At 38.2% G+C, this 15,843-nt stretch carries 13 protein-coding genes and 3 pseudogenes; 9 read left to right on the top strand and 7 right to left on the bottom strand.

All coding sequences use genetic code 11. The annotated features are described in order from the left end of the window. Positions 1–53 precede the first annotated feature (53 nt). Positions 54–2,081, bottom strand: a complete 2,028-nt coding sequence (locus CEF18_RS14540; RefSeq protein WP_183041247.1) for an alpha-amylase family protein — start codon at positions 2,079–2,081, stop codon at positions 54–56. A gap of 280 nt (positions 2,082–2,361) precedes the next feature. Between CEF18_RS14540 and CEF18_RS25970 the strand changes: the two genes are divergently transcribed. The 9 genes and pseudogenes from CEF18_RS25970 to CEF18_RS14565 all read left to right on the top strand — a co-directional run bounded on the left by CEF18_RS25970 (position 2,362) and on the right by CEF18_RS14565 (position 7,183). Next, the gene (locus tag CEF18_RS25970; protein ID WP_183041248.1) at positions 2,362–2,511 is read left to right on the top strand and encodes a hypothetical protein; all 150 of its coding nucleotides are present in this window, start codon (positions 2,362–2,364) and stop codon (positions 2,509–2,511) included. 601 nt (positions 2,512–3,112) lie between these two features. Further along, entirely contained in the window at positions 3,113–3,568 is a 456-nt protein-coding gene (locus tag CEF18_RS26505) for a hypothetical protein (RefSeq protein WP_223292314.1), read from the top strand. Between the two features lie 94 nt (positions 3,569–3,662). Next, positions 3,663–3,794, top strand: a complete 132-nt coding sequence (locus CEF18_RS27215; RefSeq protein WP_407690401.1) for a hypothetical protein — start codon at positions 3,663–3,665, stop codon at positions 3,792–3,794. A 494-nt stretch (positions 3,795–4,288) separates the two neighbouring features. Next, positions 4,289–4,426: a hypothetical protein gene (locus CEF18_RS26510; protein WP_223292315.1), complete on the top strand. Its 138-nt coding sequence runs from the start codon at positions 4,289–4,291 to the stop codon at positions 4,424–4,426. An 8-nt stretch (positions 4,427–4,434) separates the two neighbouring features. Further along, positions 4,435–5,349, top strand: coding sequence for an IS21 family transposase (gene istA, locus CEF18_RS26515; protein ID WP_223292316.1), 915 nt, complete (start codon positions 4,435–4,437; stop codon positions 5,347–5,349). Between the two features lie 6 nt (positions 5,350–5,355). Next, positions 5,356–5,595: a hypothetical protein gene (locus CEF18_RS26520; RefSeq protein ID WP_110937131.1), complete on the top strand. Its 240-nt coding sequence runs from the start codon at positions 5,356–5,358 to the stop codon at positions 5,593–5,595. A 235-nt stretch (positions 5,596–5,830) separates the two neighbouring features. Continuing rightward, a pseudogene (gene istB, locus CEF18_RS14560) lies at positions 5,831–6,586 on the top strand (IS21-like element helper ATPase IstB). Beyond that, positions 6,583–6,747 (top strand): hypothetical protein, encoded by a 165-nt coding sequence (locus CEF18_RS25980; RefSeq protein ID WP_183041249.1) that lies wholly within the window; start codon positions 6,583–6,585, stop codon positions 6,745–6,747. The pseudogene istB and the gene CEF18_RS25980 overlap by 4 nt, the downstream one beginning before the upstream one ends. Beyond that, complete coding sequence (locus CEF18_RS14565) at positions 6,719–7,183, top strand: tyrosine-type recombinase/integrase (RefSeq protein ID WP_110937132.1); 465 nt, start codon at positions 6,719–6,721, stop codon at positions 7,181–7,183. Before CEF18_RS25980 ends, CEF18_RS14565 begins: the two co-directional genes overlap by 29 nt. An 80-nt stretch (positions 7,184–7,263) precedes the next feature. Here CEF18_RS14565 and sufB read toward each other — a convergent pair. The 6 genes and pseudogenes from sufB to CEF18_RS14595 all read right to left on the bottom strand — a co-directional run. Continuing rightward, positions 7,264–8,083 (bottom strand): annotated as a pseudogene (gene sufB, locus CEF18_RS14570) (Fe-S cluster assembly protein SufB); the annotation flags it as partial. A gap of 129 nt (positions 8,084–8,212) precedes the next feature. Next, positions 8,213–8,851: pseudogene (locus CEF18_RS14575) on the bottom strand (glycerate kinase family protein); the annotation flags it as partial. A 406-nt stretch (positions 8,852–9,257) separates the two neighbouring features. Then, on the bottom strand, positions 9,258–10,169 hold the full coding sequence (gene garR, locus CEF18_RS14580) for a 2-hydroxy-3-oxopropionate reductase (protein WP_110937134.1): 912 nt from the start codon (positions 10,167–10,169) through the stop codon (positions 9,258–9,260). A gap of 22 nt (positions 10,170–10,191) precedes the next feature. Continuing rightward, a complete protein-coding gene (locus tag CEF18_RS14585) occupies positions 10,192–11,415 on the bottom strand; it encodes a helix-turn-helix domain-containing protein (protein ID WP_110937135.1) in 1,224 nt (407 codons plus the stop codon). Positions 11,416–11,507: 92 nt separating this feature from the next. Further along, the gene (locus tag CEF18_RS14590) at positions 11,508–13,493 is read right to left on the bottom strand and encodes an alpha-amylase family protein (RefSeq protein WP_190238690.1); all 1,986 of its coding nucleotides are present in this window, start codon (positions 13,491–13,493) and stop codon (positions 11,508–11,510) included. 580 nt (positions 13,494–14,073) lie between these two features. Beyond that, positions 14,074–15,597: an MFS transporter gene (locus CEF18_RS14595; RefSeq protein WP_110937137.1), complete on the bottom strand. Its 1,524-nt coding sequence runs from the start codon at positions 15,595–15,597 to the stop codon at positions 14,074–14,076. Between the last annotated feature and the right edge of the window lie 246 nt (positions 15,598–15,843).

The raw sequence follows: 15,843 nt of genomic DNA on the forward strand, positions 1-15,843 counted from the left end.
TTTCATGATTATTTCCACTTTTTAATAATCTTTGTTTAAGGAATACAAGTGTTTTAATCCTCAAGAACGATTGTCTCAAATAAATCAAGTTCTCCTAGACTGAATGATACTTGACCGTCGTTGTAAACGAATGGGATGTCCCCGGAACGTCGCAGGGCATGGACGCGAGACGGTTCACGTTCTGCCTTCAAACTGAAATGTATATTCCGAATTGGCAGCGGTTCATGAAATGCCGTTCCGAGCTGACCAGATACGTTTACAGCGCTTACCAAGCGACGTGAACTACCTCGTGCTTCGTGGAGCGATATTTCAACTAGTGGAGAAGCCGTTACCTCCAACTGTTCACGGTGACCAAGCACATCTCGGAGCTTGGCCAGAAACACGCGGGCATGACCGTGATTGCTCATTTTTTCATAGTGAGCTCCAAGACCCCAAGGAATATAGGCGGTCTCCCCTTTTCCGTAACGATTGAAAATCAATCCCGGAGTATCAGTCTCCTCGGTGATATAACACTTTTCCGGCGGCCCAAACATACAGGAAGGAATTAAACCAAGAAAACCTTTTGCGTCATCCTCCAACTTACACTCCAAAGCATCTCCATTAAGGTACACAAGATCGAGCGATTCAAAGCCGTTCATCTTGGATTTATCCCCTTCTCTAATACGATAATAGGCACCCTGAGTCTTTGGTTTATGGGTGAAATCCTTCACCCCCAGGCTCTTTAAGCGTACCTGTCCCAGAGGACGGCCTTTCTTATCGGAGGTAGATGTCATACCAGTAACGAGCAGTTTTCCTCCCTGTTCAACATATCGATCAACGGTAGCCACCGCCACATCGCTCATATTTTTAAGGTCAGCTAGAATTATCAGCTTGTAACGCTGAAGTTTCTCGAAAGCCTCTGGTGATTCTAACACACTTTCATTTAATAAATTGTATTGTATGTGGTTCTCGCTTAGCATCCTCACGATTCCATTAAATTCCTTTTTACTGTCAGGCCTTTTGGTGTCTGGTGCAACCAGGCAAACCTCAGCCAACGATTGAAAGTTCGTATAATAGTGCTCATGTTCTTTATGAAAACGGTAAATATCTTTCACCAAATCAAAGCAAAGTCTATCGTCCTGATTGACGAGGGTACCGATCACGTAATAATCGAGCCAGCCACCGTTCACAAGATTTTGTACTAGTCGCAATGCAGTCAAATGAGGGGAAACTGCCGAATGACGCATGGCAAAATCAACGAAATGAACTGCTGCATTGCTCACAGCCATCCCCTCCCAGGATCCTGTTACCGTTCGTACATTTTCAGTAGCTGAGTAGTTACATTCCGGTAAGGGGAAGTACATACACGAACCGGACTCTTTACGGTAGATATCGGCGTTAGTGTGGGTATAATTACTTATAGCGATATTGGGGTTGATGTTCTTAACCAGAGTCACTCGTCGATCAAAAAGTTCTTTTACTGTTTCGATGCAGAACTGTGCATAGTCACGGAATACTGGGTCATTCGGATCTGCCTTTAATGGCAACCGATCGTGGCCGGCAAACTCCGTAAATCGTCTCAAGCAGTTATCGCATTGGCAAATCCCGTGAAAATTGTAGCTGTAGTCCATAGTTACATAACCAATCATATTAAAAAATACGCCATCTACAGGGTATTTCTCAACCACTTCCTTCAATATTTTTAATGAATATTCTTGTTGGTAATACCCATTGATGCAGGTATGAACTTGACCATTGTAATTGACGATATTCCCTTCGGCGCTGCGATACAACCAATCCGGATTGGATAGAGCATGCACCTCGTTTAACCGGCTGAAGTCGAAGCGGGCTATAAACTTCATCCCTTTCTCGTGTGCGCGTTCTATCACCTTACCAGTAAAATCGTCCTTCAAGAATGGATTTACATAATGATATTTAAGTTCTGATGGGTAATTAGCCGCAATTCCTCCGACGTTAAACAGCAGTGCGTTTGCGGAAAATTTCTCGAGACTCTGCATGTACGTATCGACATCAAGCGTTGCATCAATCTCTCTTAAATTTGTCTGAATTAGACGCATCGGTTTCTCTTGCCACCAAACCATAATTAATTCCTCCTCTAAAATTAACTTTAGACCCGAGCCTCCACAAATCATTAAAACCGCTTTACTGTTAATCATATCGATTTGTTCAATGAGCGACTAACAGTTTGACGACTTTTTGAATACCGTTTTGGCGATTCATTACTTTTTCTTAGGCAACATGCATAAATTCTTTTCAACACTTAATAATTATAACTTTTAAATTCCAATCATTATGGTATTATAGTTCTTTTTTTTGTATAAACAATTAAAAAAACATTCTCTAATAGGAGGTGGTTTAAGATTGGGGAATAACTTCATTTTTAAAATATGTTTAATCTCGCAACAGAAATCATTGCGAAAAGCATTAGAACTGGAGCTAAATTTAGAAGAATCTTATGGAGTTTGCTTATGTAAAAATGGAAAGAAAACGATTGAACAGATGGGGAAATAGGAAGTTCCAAAATCACTAAGTACGAAAAAATCAATCAGAACTACTAATCATTTTTCCAACAAAACTGGTGCCAAGTTTGGTGCCCATTTCAAAAAAATTGTTGATACTGCGTAATATTCTATATCACATAAACCTTATTAAATAGCACGTTACAGAACTTAATGGTACTACAAAATACTTACCACCAAGAACTTCAAAACCGCTTGGGAGGCGCGTGCCGTCTCCGGTAGGTTCGATTCCTACACAGTCCCGCCAAAAATGCCTATATATCAAGTGTTCGCTTGATAACTCATACAAATATCTTAATGGATATACCTCCACGGTCTTCTGGGCTAAAAAGAGGAAACCGTTGCAGACCGTTTAGACCGTGAGGAACAATTACTTGTAGTCGCCTATTAAAATTATAGGGGCTTATTTTTATGCAGAAAAAAACGATAAGGAAACTTTAAAGGAATCAATCGCCGATACAGACAAAGAATGTACTTAGTTCACTAACCTTACCCCGACTGTCCCTGGCTATGTTTCGAAACGGAAAAAGGAGTTAAAAGATTATCAAGAAGGTGCAGTTCTACCACTAGAGTCTTTCCCAGGAACAGCTCAAGTGGACTTTGGAACAGCATCATTTAAGTACCAATCAAAAATCATTGATTTGCCATATTTGGTTGTGTCCTTCCCTTTTAGTAACACCTTTTATTTTCAAGTATTTCCTTCGGAAAATACAGAATGTTTACTAGAAAGATTACAACGTATATTTCGTCATATCGGTGGTGTTCCAACAACTATTCGATTCGATAACTTGTCACCTGCGGTCTCAAAAATCATGGGAAAAGGAGCACGGAAACTGACCGATACCTTCGTAAGGTTTGTCTTACACTACGGTTTCCGATATGAGTTTTGTAATCCAGGGAAGGAAAATGAAAAAGGGCACGTAGAAGCGATGGTTAAATACGTGCGGAACAATTTTCTTTTGCCTGAATGTACGGTGGCTAACTTAGATCACTTTAATAAAACGCTTTGGAATAAGGAAGAGGAAGACCGGTACCGCGTGCATTATTAAGAAGCAAGTACTTCAACCAGAGTTATATAAAGAAGACCAAAGTAAGTGGCTTCACCTTCCTGAGAAAGATTTTGAATGTGCTTATTACCATGAAATGAAGGCTGATAAGTATGGCATTGTGAGTTTGGATAATAAGGAATATTCTACCTCTCCGAGGTTTGCGAAACAAAGAGTAAAAACACGTCTTACCTTTAATACTGTCGTGGTATTAAAGGTAAGACAATGAACCCATTGTCACGCATTCTCGACTATATGGTGTGAAGCGAAAATCGATGATATGGCAGCCTTATCTTGAATTATTATCAAAACGTCCGAAAGCTATTAAATATTCAAGCTTATATGATCAATTCCCTTATGCTTGGTCTCAATACTTAAAAGATTGCACAGAAAAGGAACGGAAAATGGGGTTACGTTTACTAGCGAAACTCTTAAAAAATGATGATTTCACATTACTGAACAAAGCGCTCCAATTCGCTTCCTCTCATGATCATCCTAGCGCACAGTGACCTATACTGGCGGCAATGCCCCTGAGACTGATCCCCTCATCGTGTGAATATTGCGGATGAATAGAGCCACTTGTGCGGAGTTTTGAGCCAGTGATTGCGGAAGATAGAGCCACCGTTTGCGGACGGGAGGCCAACAATATAAATTAGAACGACCTCTTGTATAATAAAAGTTGCATGCAATCAAGCATGACATTATTATACAGGAGGTTTTTTTGTGATTAATTGTCGTAAAATTCTAGAGTTGTATTTTGAAAAAATCACTCAAAGGACAATTAGTTCTAGTACTGGTCATTCGAGAAATACAGTCTCTGAAGTCGTTCATCGAGCGAAGAAACTTGGTGTGGAAAGCTGAACGATACCATGACCAATCCATGGCTAGAATCGTTTCTCTTTCCAGAAAAACAGGCTATTGAGAAAGGTTACTTCCCGGTTGATTGGGAAAAAGTGCATAAGGAGTTACAAAAGAAGAATGTAACTTTGACTTTATTGCATTATGAGTGTGCAACGGAAGCACGTGAGGGTGGAAAGATTCCTTACGCTTATCGAACATTTACCGAAAATTATGGAGAATACGCGAAGAAGTACAAATTGACAATGCCTATTCTAAGAAAACCTGGTGAAAGTATGGAAGTAGATTGGGCAGGTTCTACGTTGGAAATTATTGATCGCTCAACAGGAGAAGCTATACCAGCGTACATTTTTATTGCGACCTTACCCTATAGCCAATTCAGCTACGTGGAAGCTTTCATGGATATGAAATCGGCGAATTGGCTTATCGCTCATATTCATGCATTAGAATACTTTGGAGGTGTTCCTGAAACGTTGGTTCCAGATAATTTGAAAACGGGAGTTATAAAAGCCCTCAGGAGTGAGCCTATTCTCAATGAAGCCTATCGTGAACTAGCAGATTATTATCGTACGGTAATTGTTCCAAGCCGTGTCCGGAAACCAAAAGATAAAGCAAGTGTCGAAGGAACAGTTGGATATCTCTCTCGACAGATCATCGCTACATTAAGAAACTATCATTGTTTTCATATCGAAGATTTGAATCAACGAATCTTTGAAAAGCTAGAAGAAATCAATACGATTGATTTTCAAAAACGACCTGATTCTCGTAAAAAAGTATTTGAGGAAGAAGAGAAATCCTACCTTCAACAGCTTCCTCAAACACGTTACAAACTTACGGAATGGAAATCAGCAAAAGTTCAACTCAACTACCACATCCAAGTTGAACGCATGTATTATTCCGTTCCATATAATTATGTCCGTGAGTAAATCGATGTGCGACTAACCACGGATCTAATTGAAGTTTACTTCAAAGAAGCTCGAATTGCATCCCATAAAAGACTAAATGGTGAGATAGGTCAATATTCTACAAACATCGACCATATGCCTGATAATCATCGATTATATCTAGAGCACAATCCTGAAAACAATCGCAAATGGACAGAGACGATTGGAACTTCAATGGAGCAATTTGTTTCTTATATCTTAGAAATGAATGTTGAAAAAAAGCATTAAATATTCTTAGTACATTAAGAAATCTATCAACAAAGTACCCAAAAGATGAACTCGAAAAAGCAGTACAAATATTACTAGAAATATCAACAAACCCTACGGTTTCTGTATTAAAGGGTGTGCTGGAAAGAAGTAAGAAGCGAAAACAAAATCAAAAGACAGATACAAATAGAGATCAAATCAACAGCTATAACTACGGATTTGTACGTGGAGCTAAATACTTTTGGGGGAATAAATAATGATGAACCAAGAAACGTTACGTAAGTTAACTGAAATGAAAATGGGTGCAATGGCAGAAGTATATTAACAACAAGGGCAGAATAAGGAATATCACAGCATGGATTTTGATGATCGTTTCAACCTTTTGGTAGATTATGAGTATGATCGTCGTAAGTCTAATAAACTCGATCGACTAATTAAACAAGCAACATTTAATGAGCCAACTGCAGCTATAGAAGATGTAGAATATCATCCCGATCGGAATCTAGATAAGAAACTAATTCTAGAGTTAGCAACAGGAAACTACATTCAAAATCACCATAATATTATTTTAATGGGAGCATCCGGGAACGGAAAAACATGGATATCCAATGCATTTGGGGTCCATGCATGTCGGCAACTTTATAAAGTAAAGTATATCAGTTTACCAGAATTACTTGATGAATTGACTGTAGCGAAGTATGAAGCTGATGGCAGTTTCCGTAAGATCATTCAAAAGTATAAGAAGATCAAATTATTGATACTTGATGAATGGTTATTAACCGAGCTTTCAGAGGAGCATGTACTTCATGTGTTGGAAATCATTGAGGCGAGATTAAAAAGAGCCTCGACTATTTTCTGTTCACAATTTTCTCCAGAAGGTTGGCACTCAAAGCTAGGACAGGCACAAGTAGCTGATGCGATTCTTGATCGTATTGTTCATGATTCCCATAAGATCCTAGTAGATGGAGAAGTTTCAATGAGAGAACGTCATGGGTTGGGAGTAATGAAATGATTCCTGAAGAAGTTGAAAATCGCATAGCGAAGTACTTTTTCCATAATTATTTACCTGATGAAGTGATGATGGAAATAGTAGATAAACTATTACCGCCATGCATATACACCGAGGAAGAGGATTTAGACATTGATGAACTTATCCTTTGGGCTATTGAATAACAATAAAGTTAAAATCACCTCTCTAAAAAATTCATCGAGTTATCGTCATATTAAATTGGATAAGGATGTTCTCCGGGTATTAAATAAGTTTAAAGTAGTACAGAATGAAATGATCTTACAACATGAGTCTTTCCAACAGAATAATGACCGGATAATTTTCCAAAATGCTTTTGGAAGATATCTAACCCCCTCAACTTTGCGGGATTCTATTAAAGATTATTGTGGACAAGCCAAAGTGAGTTATAAAGGCTTGCATGGTTTCCGGCACACGCACGCTGTATTATTGATCGAAGCTGGAGCAAGTATTAAGTATGTATCAAAAAGGCTTGGTCATAAATCAATCAAGACTACAGCTGATACTTATCTAGATATAACACAAAAAATAGAAGAAGATGAACTCAACAAGTTCGCCTCTTACACCAAAAGAAAATCCTGAGTCGGCACTAAATCGGCACGGCTCAGGATTTATAATTTAGAAAACCTCTCAAAATGTTGATACATCAATGTTTAAAGAGTTTAACCGATTGAGCCTTCCATTTCGAACTTGATTAAACGGTTCATTTCATTCGTGAATGGCTCAATAAAGCCCATTACGATCATTTTAGTTGCTTCGTGCTCTAATGTGATATTGTTATTCAAAGTCTCATTGTATGGAATGGTATCTGATGTAGGTTTGTTATCCATAATGAGCGTATCACACTCGATATTCGCTTTAGAGCCCTCAGATTTACGGCCAAAGTGACAGATTCCTCTGTAAGTAACTTTTCCACCTTGTTTAGAAATTGATTTAGACACAATTGTAGATGAACAGTAAGGTGCCAAGTGATGCATTTTAGCTCCTGCATCCTGATGTTGACCTTTTCCTGCAATTGCAATGGAAAGAACATTACCACGAGCTCCGCGGCCTTTCATTACAACAGCTGGGTATTTCATTGTAAGCTTCGATCCAATGTTACCGTCAACCCATTCCATCGTTGCATTTTCATGTGCAACTGCACGTTTGGTGCCCAGTTTTGAATCGTTGTATAACGGCAGTAAGCGTCTTTCTTAACAATGATCTCTACAACCGCACTGTGCAAGGAGTTTGTAGTACAAACTGGAGCCGTACAACCCTCTACATAGTGAATAGAACTATCTTCATCGGCAATAATGAGCGTACGCTCAAATTGTCCCATGTTTTCAGAATAATACGGAAGTAAGCTTGTAAAGGCTGCTCCGTTTTAACTCCTTTAGGCACATAAATGAAAGATCCGCCTGACCATACTGCAGAGTTTAAAGCTGCGAATTTGTTGTCAGTTGGAGGAATTGTTTTACCAAAGTGTTCACGGATAATATCCAGAGAGACATCCTGTGATAAACCCAGAAGCTTTATCAGAAGTGGGTACACGTCGTTTTACTGCTGAGAAAGAATAGAAGAGACACAAATACATGCAGTTCAACTAGCAACTAGCCACGAGGAGAGGCTTTAATTTTTTTGCAACGCTATTAATCGACATACATTTTGCGCGGCAAAGGCCAGATTATCTTCTCCATTCTTTAATGCCTCATCTAGTGAAGATACTTCTTTTAGTATACCAATAATTGCGGTAAAACCATTATCATATAAATCTTCTACTCCGCTTCCAACCCGTCCTGCAAATGCAACAACAGGGACCGAATGCTTCCTAGCAATGTTTGCAACTCCATATGGTGTCTTTCCAAATAAAGTTTGCCCATCTATACTTCCTTCTCCAGTGAAAACAAAATCAGCATCTTTTATTAAGTCTTCCAGTCGCGTGTACTCGATTACAAGCTCTATCCCTTTTTGTAAATTTGCGCTTAAAAAAGCAAGTAATCCTGCCCCGAGACCCCCAGCAGCTCCCGCACCAACTATATTCGTAATATCTTTTCCTAATTGCGCTTTAATCACTTTGGAATAGTGCATTAAGTTTTCATCTAAAACCTTTACTATTTCTGGAGTTGCTCCTTTTTGTGGACCAAAAATTGCTGAAGCTCCGTTTTCACCTGTTAATGGATTCGTCACATCACAGGCCACATCAATTCGAGTAGTTTTTAACCGTTCATCTAAACCATTCACATCGATCGAATGTAAACGATGCAACCCTCCACCGCCATATAATCTGGGACCTTAGCCAACATTGTTATACAAGTTATTCGTATTTTCTAATTTCTTTTATTCTACTTGATATCTAAAATTAGCTTGGCAGGCAAATTTTCAAACTGCATTTTAATATCAATAATTTTATTGTAAAGTATGTACCATATGCACGACAAGAATAAACAGCATAGTATTACGGCTAACTAAAAGATAGAGATCCAAGTTTCTTAACAACCTGACCAACACTTTTGTCACTTTTACTGTTATAAATTATTTATATTTATAATGAGAAGGGAACTATTAATGCGTTCCCTTCTCATTATAGCTCTTCCTTTACTTTATCTAACTACTATTCAGTTAAAATAAGAAGCAAGACAATTCAGTTCTATTTTCCATGAAAATATTCTAGAAACTATCGACCAATTTGGATACCAGTCAGATTCTCATAATACTTAGCAATGGCAGAATGATCTTTATCACCATGGCCGTTGTGATGCAAGTTTTGTAAAATCTCTTGGACCCCTGCAGTCATAGGTACAAGTGCACCTACAGTATGAGCGCAATCCAAAGCATTGTTTAAGTCTTTGATGTGCAGGTCAATTTTAAAACCTGGTTCATCATTACCGGAAATCATCATTGGTGCCTTGGCATTCATCACAGTCGAACCTGCCAATCCTCCTTTGATAGCCTCAAAAACCAACTGTGGATCGACATCTGCTTTCTGAGCCATTGTCAATGCTTCAGATAAAGCTTGGATATTACATGCCACAATGATCTGATTTGCTAACTTCGTTGTATTCCCTGCACCAATTTCTCCGCAGCGAACGACAGATGCGCCCATTGTCTCTAACAACGCTTTATAGTTATCAAATACTTCCTGCTTTCCACCCACCATAAAACTAAGGGAACCATCGATTGCTTTTGGCTCTCCCCCTGAAACAGGAGCATCCAGCATCTCTACGCCTTTTTTAGCCAGTTCAGCTGCAATCTCTTTGCTTGCCACAGGATTAATTGAACTCATATCAATAAACACCTGTCCAGCTTTCATGTGATTTACAACACCGTCTTCTCCAAGCATAACCGACTTCACATGAGGTGAGTTTGGCAACATTGTCATTACAAGATCACAAGTAGAACCAATTTCTGTATTTGTTCCTGCTTGGGCGCCTAATTCTACTAGTTCCTCCACTGAAGCTCTATTGAAATCATTAACCACTAAATCATTGTAACCCCCGCTTAGTATATTCTTTGCCATAGGTTTACCCATTATTCCTAAACCAATTAATCCTATTTTCATCTGAAATACCTCCCTAGTAAGTATCATTCTATTTTTGTTTCATTGTAAATTACACGATAACAGTCTTCTTTTTTCTGTATTCACTTGGTGTTTCACCAGTACTTATCCTAAAAATGCTAGTGAAGTAGCTTCGTGACCCGAAACCCAAGTCCAAGCTTATTTCTTCAATATTGGTATTAGTTGTTGTCAACAGATACTTTGCTTTTTCCAGTCGTTCATTTTGTATATAATCGGTAATGGAGCATCCCATTTCTTGATTGAATTTCCTAGATAAATGGTGTTCACTGTAACCAACTTTCTTCGCCAGAAAACCCAATGCAAGCTTTTCTTCTAAATTAAGGTTGATATATTCACAACATTCTCGAATCTGGCTCGAACAAGAAGCAACCCTTTTTGACTCCCGAACACGATGTACATAATCCAACAAAATTTCATCACTTAAGGCATTAACCTCACTCATCGATGAACATTTATTCAGAAGCCGCCTATAGTCGGCGCATAATGAGAAAGCTAACTTTCTTGACATACCGCCTTCCGCAGCTGCACGTGACACTAATGTAAGTAAGATATGGATCTTCTGTTTATAAAAACCAACACTTTTTTTATCACCGTCAAAAATCCCACTCATAAGGGGGGTGGCCCGGTTTACTACTTTTATAACATCCAAGTCCCCATTGCGCACTCTGTCTAAAAGCTCATGTTCAATATTCCAGTAGCCACTCTCCCCCTCAAACTGATCAATCATTACTTTGAAAGTACTTTTCTTCTTTTTACTTATAGAACTTAAAGATGAAACGTGATCAACAGTAATAGTCTTACCCGTTAAGCAGTAATGGAGCATTAGCGCAAATTGCATAATGCTGGATGATGTAAGCATCGGTAATTTCTTTAGAGAGGCAAGCATAATTTCCTCTGTATCCGCTGTCAGTTCGATCGCATCGATAATATCGCTGTAACTCTTAGGGTCATTATACCCGCTAAAAAACGGTCCTTTCACGTAAATGGCATTAATACCAACAGAGGAAGGTTCAAAGGCAACAATCCATGAGAGCATTGTCGAACTGGTAAAAACAATCGGCAGTGTGCTTTTGCTCATGTATTCTTCAATTGCTGCACGCCGCCCATTTGCAAAGAAAAGACTATTGAACAAAGATTCATTCGGGCAATCACTCTCAATAACATTGAATCGGAAATCATATTTCCAGTTCCATATTTCATAACAGCTACCAGTAAGTTGTCGAAAGGCATCCAATATCTCATTTTTTCCAAGCATATTACCTTCCTCCAGTCAATGTCATAAGATGTGTACAAGGCTCCCTTCATTTTTACGTTATTCATGATTATTGCACCTATGTTTTATATGAATTATGAAAGAACTAGAGCTTCATAGTCTTTCAGCACATCCAAATTAACATTTAAATATCCATTTTCAAATCGATAGTCAACTTTACCGCCCCGTAAAGTTTCAATATGTGCACTTTCTTTCACGTCTTTCAGACGCAGAGAGATGTTGTGTATCGGAACCGGACTAAAGTTACTATTTCCGAAACATCCAGAGTTGTTAACAAACTGTATGATTTGTTTTTCATTATTTTTAACCATATTAATTTCTACCATTGGCGTTAGGTCCGGAGCAATCTCCTCTATTCCACATAGTGAGAAAAGAATATCCTGCATGATGTTCAGCGTATTTTGGTGGCCTTCCTCACGATAGAAGGTTCCGACTTTCCAAGGAATGTAGACACCACGTCCCTTATGATAATTCGACACGAGAATTCCCGGATCTTGGGTAACCTCATTATAGTAGCAAATCTCGGGCGGACCGAATGGGTGTTCTGGAATTAACTGTAAATATTTTTTTACGTTTTCTTTGGGTTCAACCATTACGAGATTGGTGCCCGGTGCAATCAATGGTGTTTTAATGCATCGTGGGAACAGGTCTTTCTCCGCCTCCGGGATTTCAAATATCGAAGACATCAGGTCATTCTGAATTTCTTTGACATGTTCAATCCCAAGACAGTTCAGCGCCATACCGTTACGAGCTTCAAATTGATTATCATAGAGTCCTGTTTCTCCTGTTGCAATGATAGTTCCTCCATTTGCTGCAAAATCATCAAGCAACTTGGCCTGTTGGTCTGATATGAATTTCATATCCCCAAGAACCACAAACTCTTTGCCATCAAGCTGGCCTAAGTCATTCAGTTCCGTAAGGCGTATCTCGTCGAAAGGAATATGGCTTTCTGTAAGTGCCCGAATCCATCCAAATACTTCAGCATCAGCCTGAAACAATGATGCATTCCTTACGACAACACCCTTCGCCATCGAAACAAGATTATTATAAAGTTTTTCGTGTTTTTTGTGGAATTGAAACACTTTTTTGGTGCCTTCAAAGCCTGAAGTGTCTTTATGATTATCAAGTCTGCCCATGATATACATACTTAGACTGCCAGCATTCGCCAAGTTCTGCCACTGCCGAAGTTCCATTAAAGCGGGCGATACTGAAACATGACGGTATCGGAAGCCCATGAAATCAACACTGGCATTGTCAGTAGGTCGGGCACGCTCCGGTCCACTAATTACCCTGGAATTTGACGAAGAACTGTACTGCCATTTAGCCCTTCCTTTATCAGTATTTGACTCACCTCGTATATAATCCAATCCATTTATAGCAATATCTGGATTTATATCTTTCACCAAACGTCTTAGACGCTCCGTATGGTCCTTCTCGCAATCTTTTTTGAAAATCATGTATTTTTTGTACACAGGATTACGGGGATCATCCTTTTCTGGAAGTTCCAATCCGTATTGCTCTTTAAATTTGTGCTGGCAGTTCTCACAATGGCAAGGTCCATGATAGGTATAATTGTAATCCACTACAAGAAATCCACTCATATTGCAAAACAAGCCGTCAAAGGAATGCGTTGTGAGCACTTCCTGGAGAATATCGAACATATATTTCTGCTGATAGTCGCCGTTCGGACAAGTATGCACAAAACCGTTATAGTTGACAATTTCTCCATCTTTCGTTCGATAAGCCCAATCTGGATTCTGTTCATAGACTGAATAAAGAATCTTGGAAAAATCAGTTCTTGCGATTACCCGAATTCCCTGCTCATGACATTCATCTATAATCTTGTCCATGCTATCGCCATGCAGATATTCGCTATTAGGCTGAAATGGCAGCTTCGAATCGTAGCTGGCGATAATGCCTGCCGCATTAAGTAATACCACAGTTGCGCCAAATTCTTTTAAGTCCTTCGCATATCTAACAGCATCAATATCTTCCGTATCAATTTCTCTAAAATTTGTCTGGATCATCCGCCAAGGATATCCGCTCCACCAATTATCCATCTTTAGTCCTCCTGATTCATTTCCTATAGTCTTGACTCTTCCCTTTATATTAGTCGATTGACGAAACCACTTTATCTGTGAACGGCTTTGATATTCTGATGAATACATTTCAGTTCCGATTTCGTCCCCGTCTGGCAATCGTGGCATATACTCCACATTGATAGACTAATATATTCTTGGGATGTACTCTATTATAAAATCATGCATGCGCTTTCACAATAAAAATAATGATAACATAGTAAAAATACTGCTAACTTCTTGAATATTAACAATATTTTTATTTTATCGTCATTTTTTTAACAAGATAATTTTTCCCAAACAACTGATTTATAGGTTGCGACGCTTTTTTTACTTCATTCCCAAACATATTGTCTCAACCTTAGGTGATGTATTTGTGTTTATTTGTATAAAAAAGCCGAATAAAGTGGATATCACTCTTTTTATACCCTGTTATTGGTTAGACTCACTTTTTATAATCGACAATTTTCATAAATGAATTTTAAAAATAGGTTGTTCAAAAATGCCATTATAGATTGACATTTTTGAACAACGATAAAAATTATAATATGAAATTCAACTATTATTTTGTAAGTGCAGTTGGCTCGTCGTCAATTATATCAGCTTGTCTCCGTCTTTCAAGTTCCTCTTGAATTTCTTCCATACGATCTTTATCTAAGTCATAAAATTTCATTGCAATTAACGATGCAATATACGCTACTACCATTACTCCAATACTGAGAAGCATCGTCATCCAAAAAATCTTGTCTGAATATGGAGTATCTATATCTGGAAACGCACTTTTAAAACCAATAAATGCAAGCAACAACCCTACAAAAGTTTGTTGTAATGATGAAACCACTTTGTCTATAAGACCATAGAGAGCAGATATTACACCTGCACCATAAGTATTCGTTTGATACGTATTGTAATCGATAACATCTGTTAACATCGGACTTACAAGACCAGAAGATACATAGCGAAAACAATTTTTAGCTATGAATAAAATGAAAAAACTGACTGTCATAAAGTTCATATTATCTATACGAATTTGTGTTGGGTCACCTAACCATAATAGGAAGAACATTAAGACGTAAGTAATTAAAGCTGCCCATGTTGCAAACACATACGCCCTCTTTGACCCAATTCTCATTGCAAAACTAATCCCTAAGATAAGAACTATAATATTAGGAATCATTGAAACTCCTTGTGTAAGACCCAACGTTGAATAGTCACCTATAATTATACCAAATAGCATTACAGCTACAATGGAATTACCAGCAATTTGCATACCCAATTTATCCGTAACCATAGCAACGGAAAACGCTTGTAATGGTCTGTTCCGTTTCAGTATAGGCCACAAGTCTTTGCTCTTAATCTTTACTGTATTCTTCCCAATACCAAAATTCTCAAGACGGTCCTTCGACCAAATCCCTATAATTTGTGCTACCATAGCAATCGCACCTACTATTAGAGTGAAGATTAGCATCTCGTGAAATAGCTCTACATCACTATACGTGTATTTTCTTGTTAAAAAGACCGAAAGATATATGGTACCGGCTGTATAAAAAAGCATCGTATATATCATACCGAGTCCACCAAAAATCGGACGTTGCCGAGGATCATTTGTAAGAACATTATTACCAATATTACCGGCCACACCATTTATAGTATAACCAATGATAAATACTATATATAATAAAATAAAGTAAATCATTCTAAAGCCCTCAGGTACTAGATGGGTTGTAAAAAACATAACGGAAGTTGACGTGGCCATGGTTAAGTAACCAATCAACGCAGTTGGCCTAACCTTTCCAAATTTCCCTTTTGTTTTATCAACAATCAAACCAACAATTGGATCTGTAATACCATCAAAAATCCGAGTACCAGTAATAATAAATGAAGCAATAACAGTACCAAGACCTACGGGACCAGCTGCGTAGTATGAAACTATTGCCATCATAAACGAAAATGCGTTATGCCCCATCGAATACATTGGGTAGAGAGCTAATTGCCACCATGTTGCACGTCTGAACTTTTTGTTTCTTTCCATTTCCGCCATTTTCCGTTGTTCTCTTTTTATTTTTCTTTCTTCTTTCATACTCATTATATCTTGCCCCCTCACTTATTAACCCATAACATTTCCTAATTCAATGTAATGTTAAAAAGACTTCTTTACTCATTGAACTTTGAAGTGATATTTCGTATAGCTGTTGTTTTCACTATTAAAATTAAAATTGAAAGATATAACTACATCCCCCACATATAGTTCCTGTCTTTTTCGAATAAAACCTGTATTTTTTTCCTATTAGTTAAGAAAAATGACTAAAGACAGATCAAATCTAAATCAACA

The sequence above is a fragment of the Salipaludibacillus neizhouensis genome (assembly GCF_002886185.1).
In the GTDB taxonomy this organism is placed as follows: Bacteria; Bacillota; Bacilli; order Bacillales; family Salisediminibacteriaceae; genus Salipaludibacillus; species Salipaludibacillus neizhouensis.

What these genes read in the sequence shown, in the direction of transcription:
- CEF18_RS14540 (WP_183041247.1), bottom strand. Translation starts at nt 2,081, where the DNA reads ATGGTTTGGTGGCAAGAGAAACCGATGCGTCTAATTCAGACAAATTTA.
- CEF18_RS27215 (WP_407690401.1), top strand. Translation starts at nt 3,663, where the DNA reads ATGAAGGCTGATAAGTATGGCATTGTGAGTTTGGATAATAAGGAATAT.
- istA (WP_223292316.1), top strand. Translation starts at nt 4,435, where the DNA reads ATGACCAATCCATGGCTAGAATCGTTTCTCTTTCCAGAAAAACAGGCT.
- CEF18_RS25980 (WP_183041249.1), top strand. Translation starts at nt 6,583, where the DNA reads ATGATTCCTGAAGAAGTTGAAAATCGCATAGCGAAGTACTTTTTCCAT.
- CEF18_RS14565 (WP_110937132.1), top strand. Translation starts at nt 6,719, where the DNA reads ATGAACTTATCCTTTGGGCTATTGAATAACAATAAAGTTAAAATCACC.
- garR (WP_110937134.1), bottom strand. Translation starts at nt 10,169, where the DNA reads ATGATACTTACTAGGGAGGTATTTCAGATGAAAATAGGATTAATTGGT.
- CEF18_RS14585 (WP_110937135.1), bottom strand. Translation starts at nt 11,415, where the DNA reads ATGCTTGGAAAAAATGAGATATTGGATGCCTTTCGACAACTTACTGGT.
- CEF18_RS14590 (WP_190238690.1), bottom strand. Translation starts at nt 13,493, where the DNA reads ATGGATAATTGGTGGAGCGGATATCCTTGGCGGATGATCCAGACAAAT.
- CEF18_RS14595 (WP_110937137.1), bottom strand. Translation starts at nt 15,597, where the DNA reads ATGAGTATGAAAGAAGAAAGAAAAATAAAAAGAGAACAACGGAAAATG.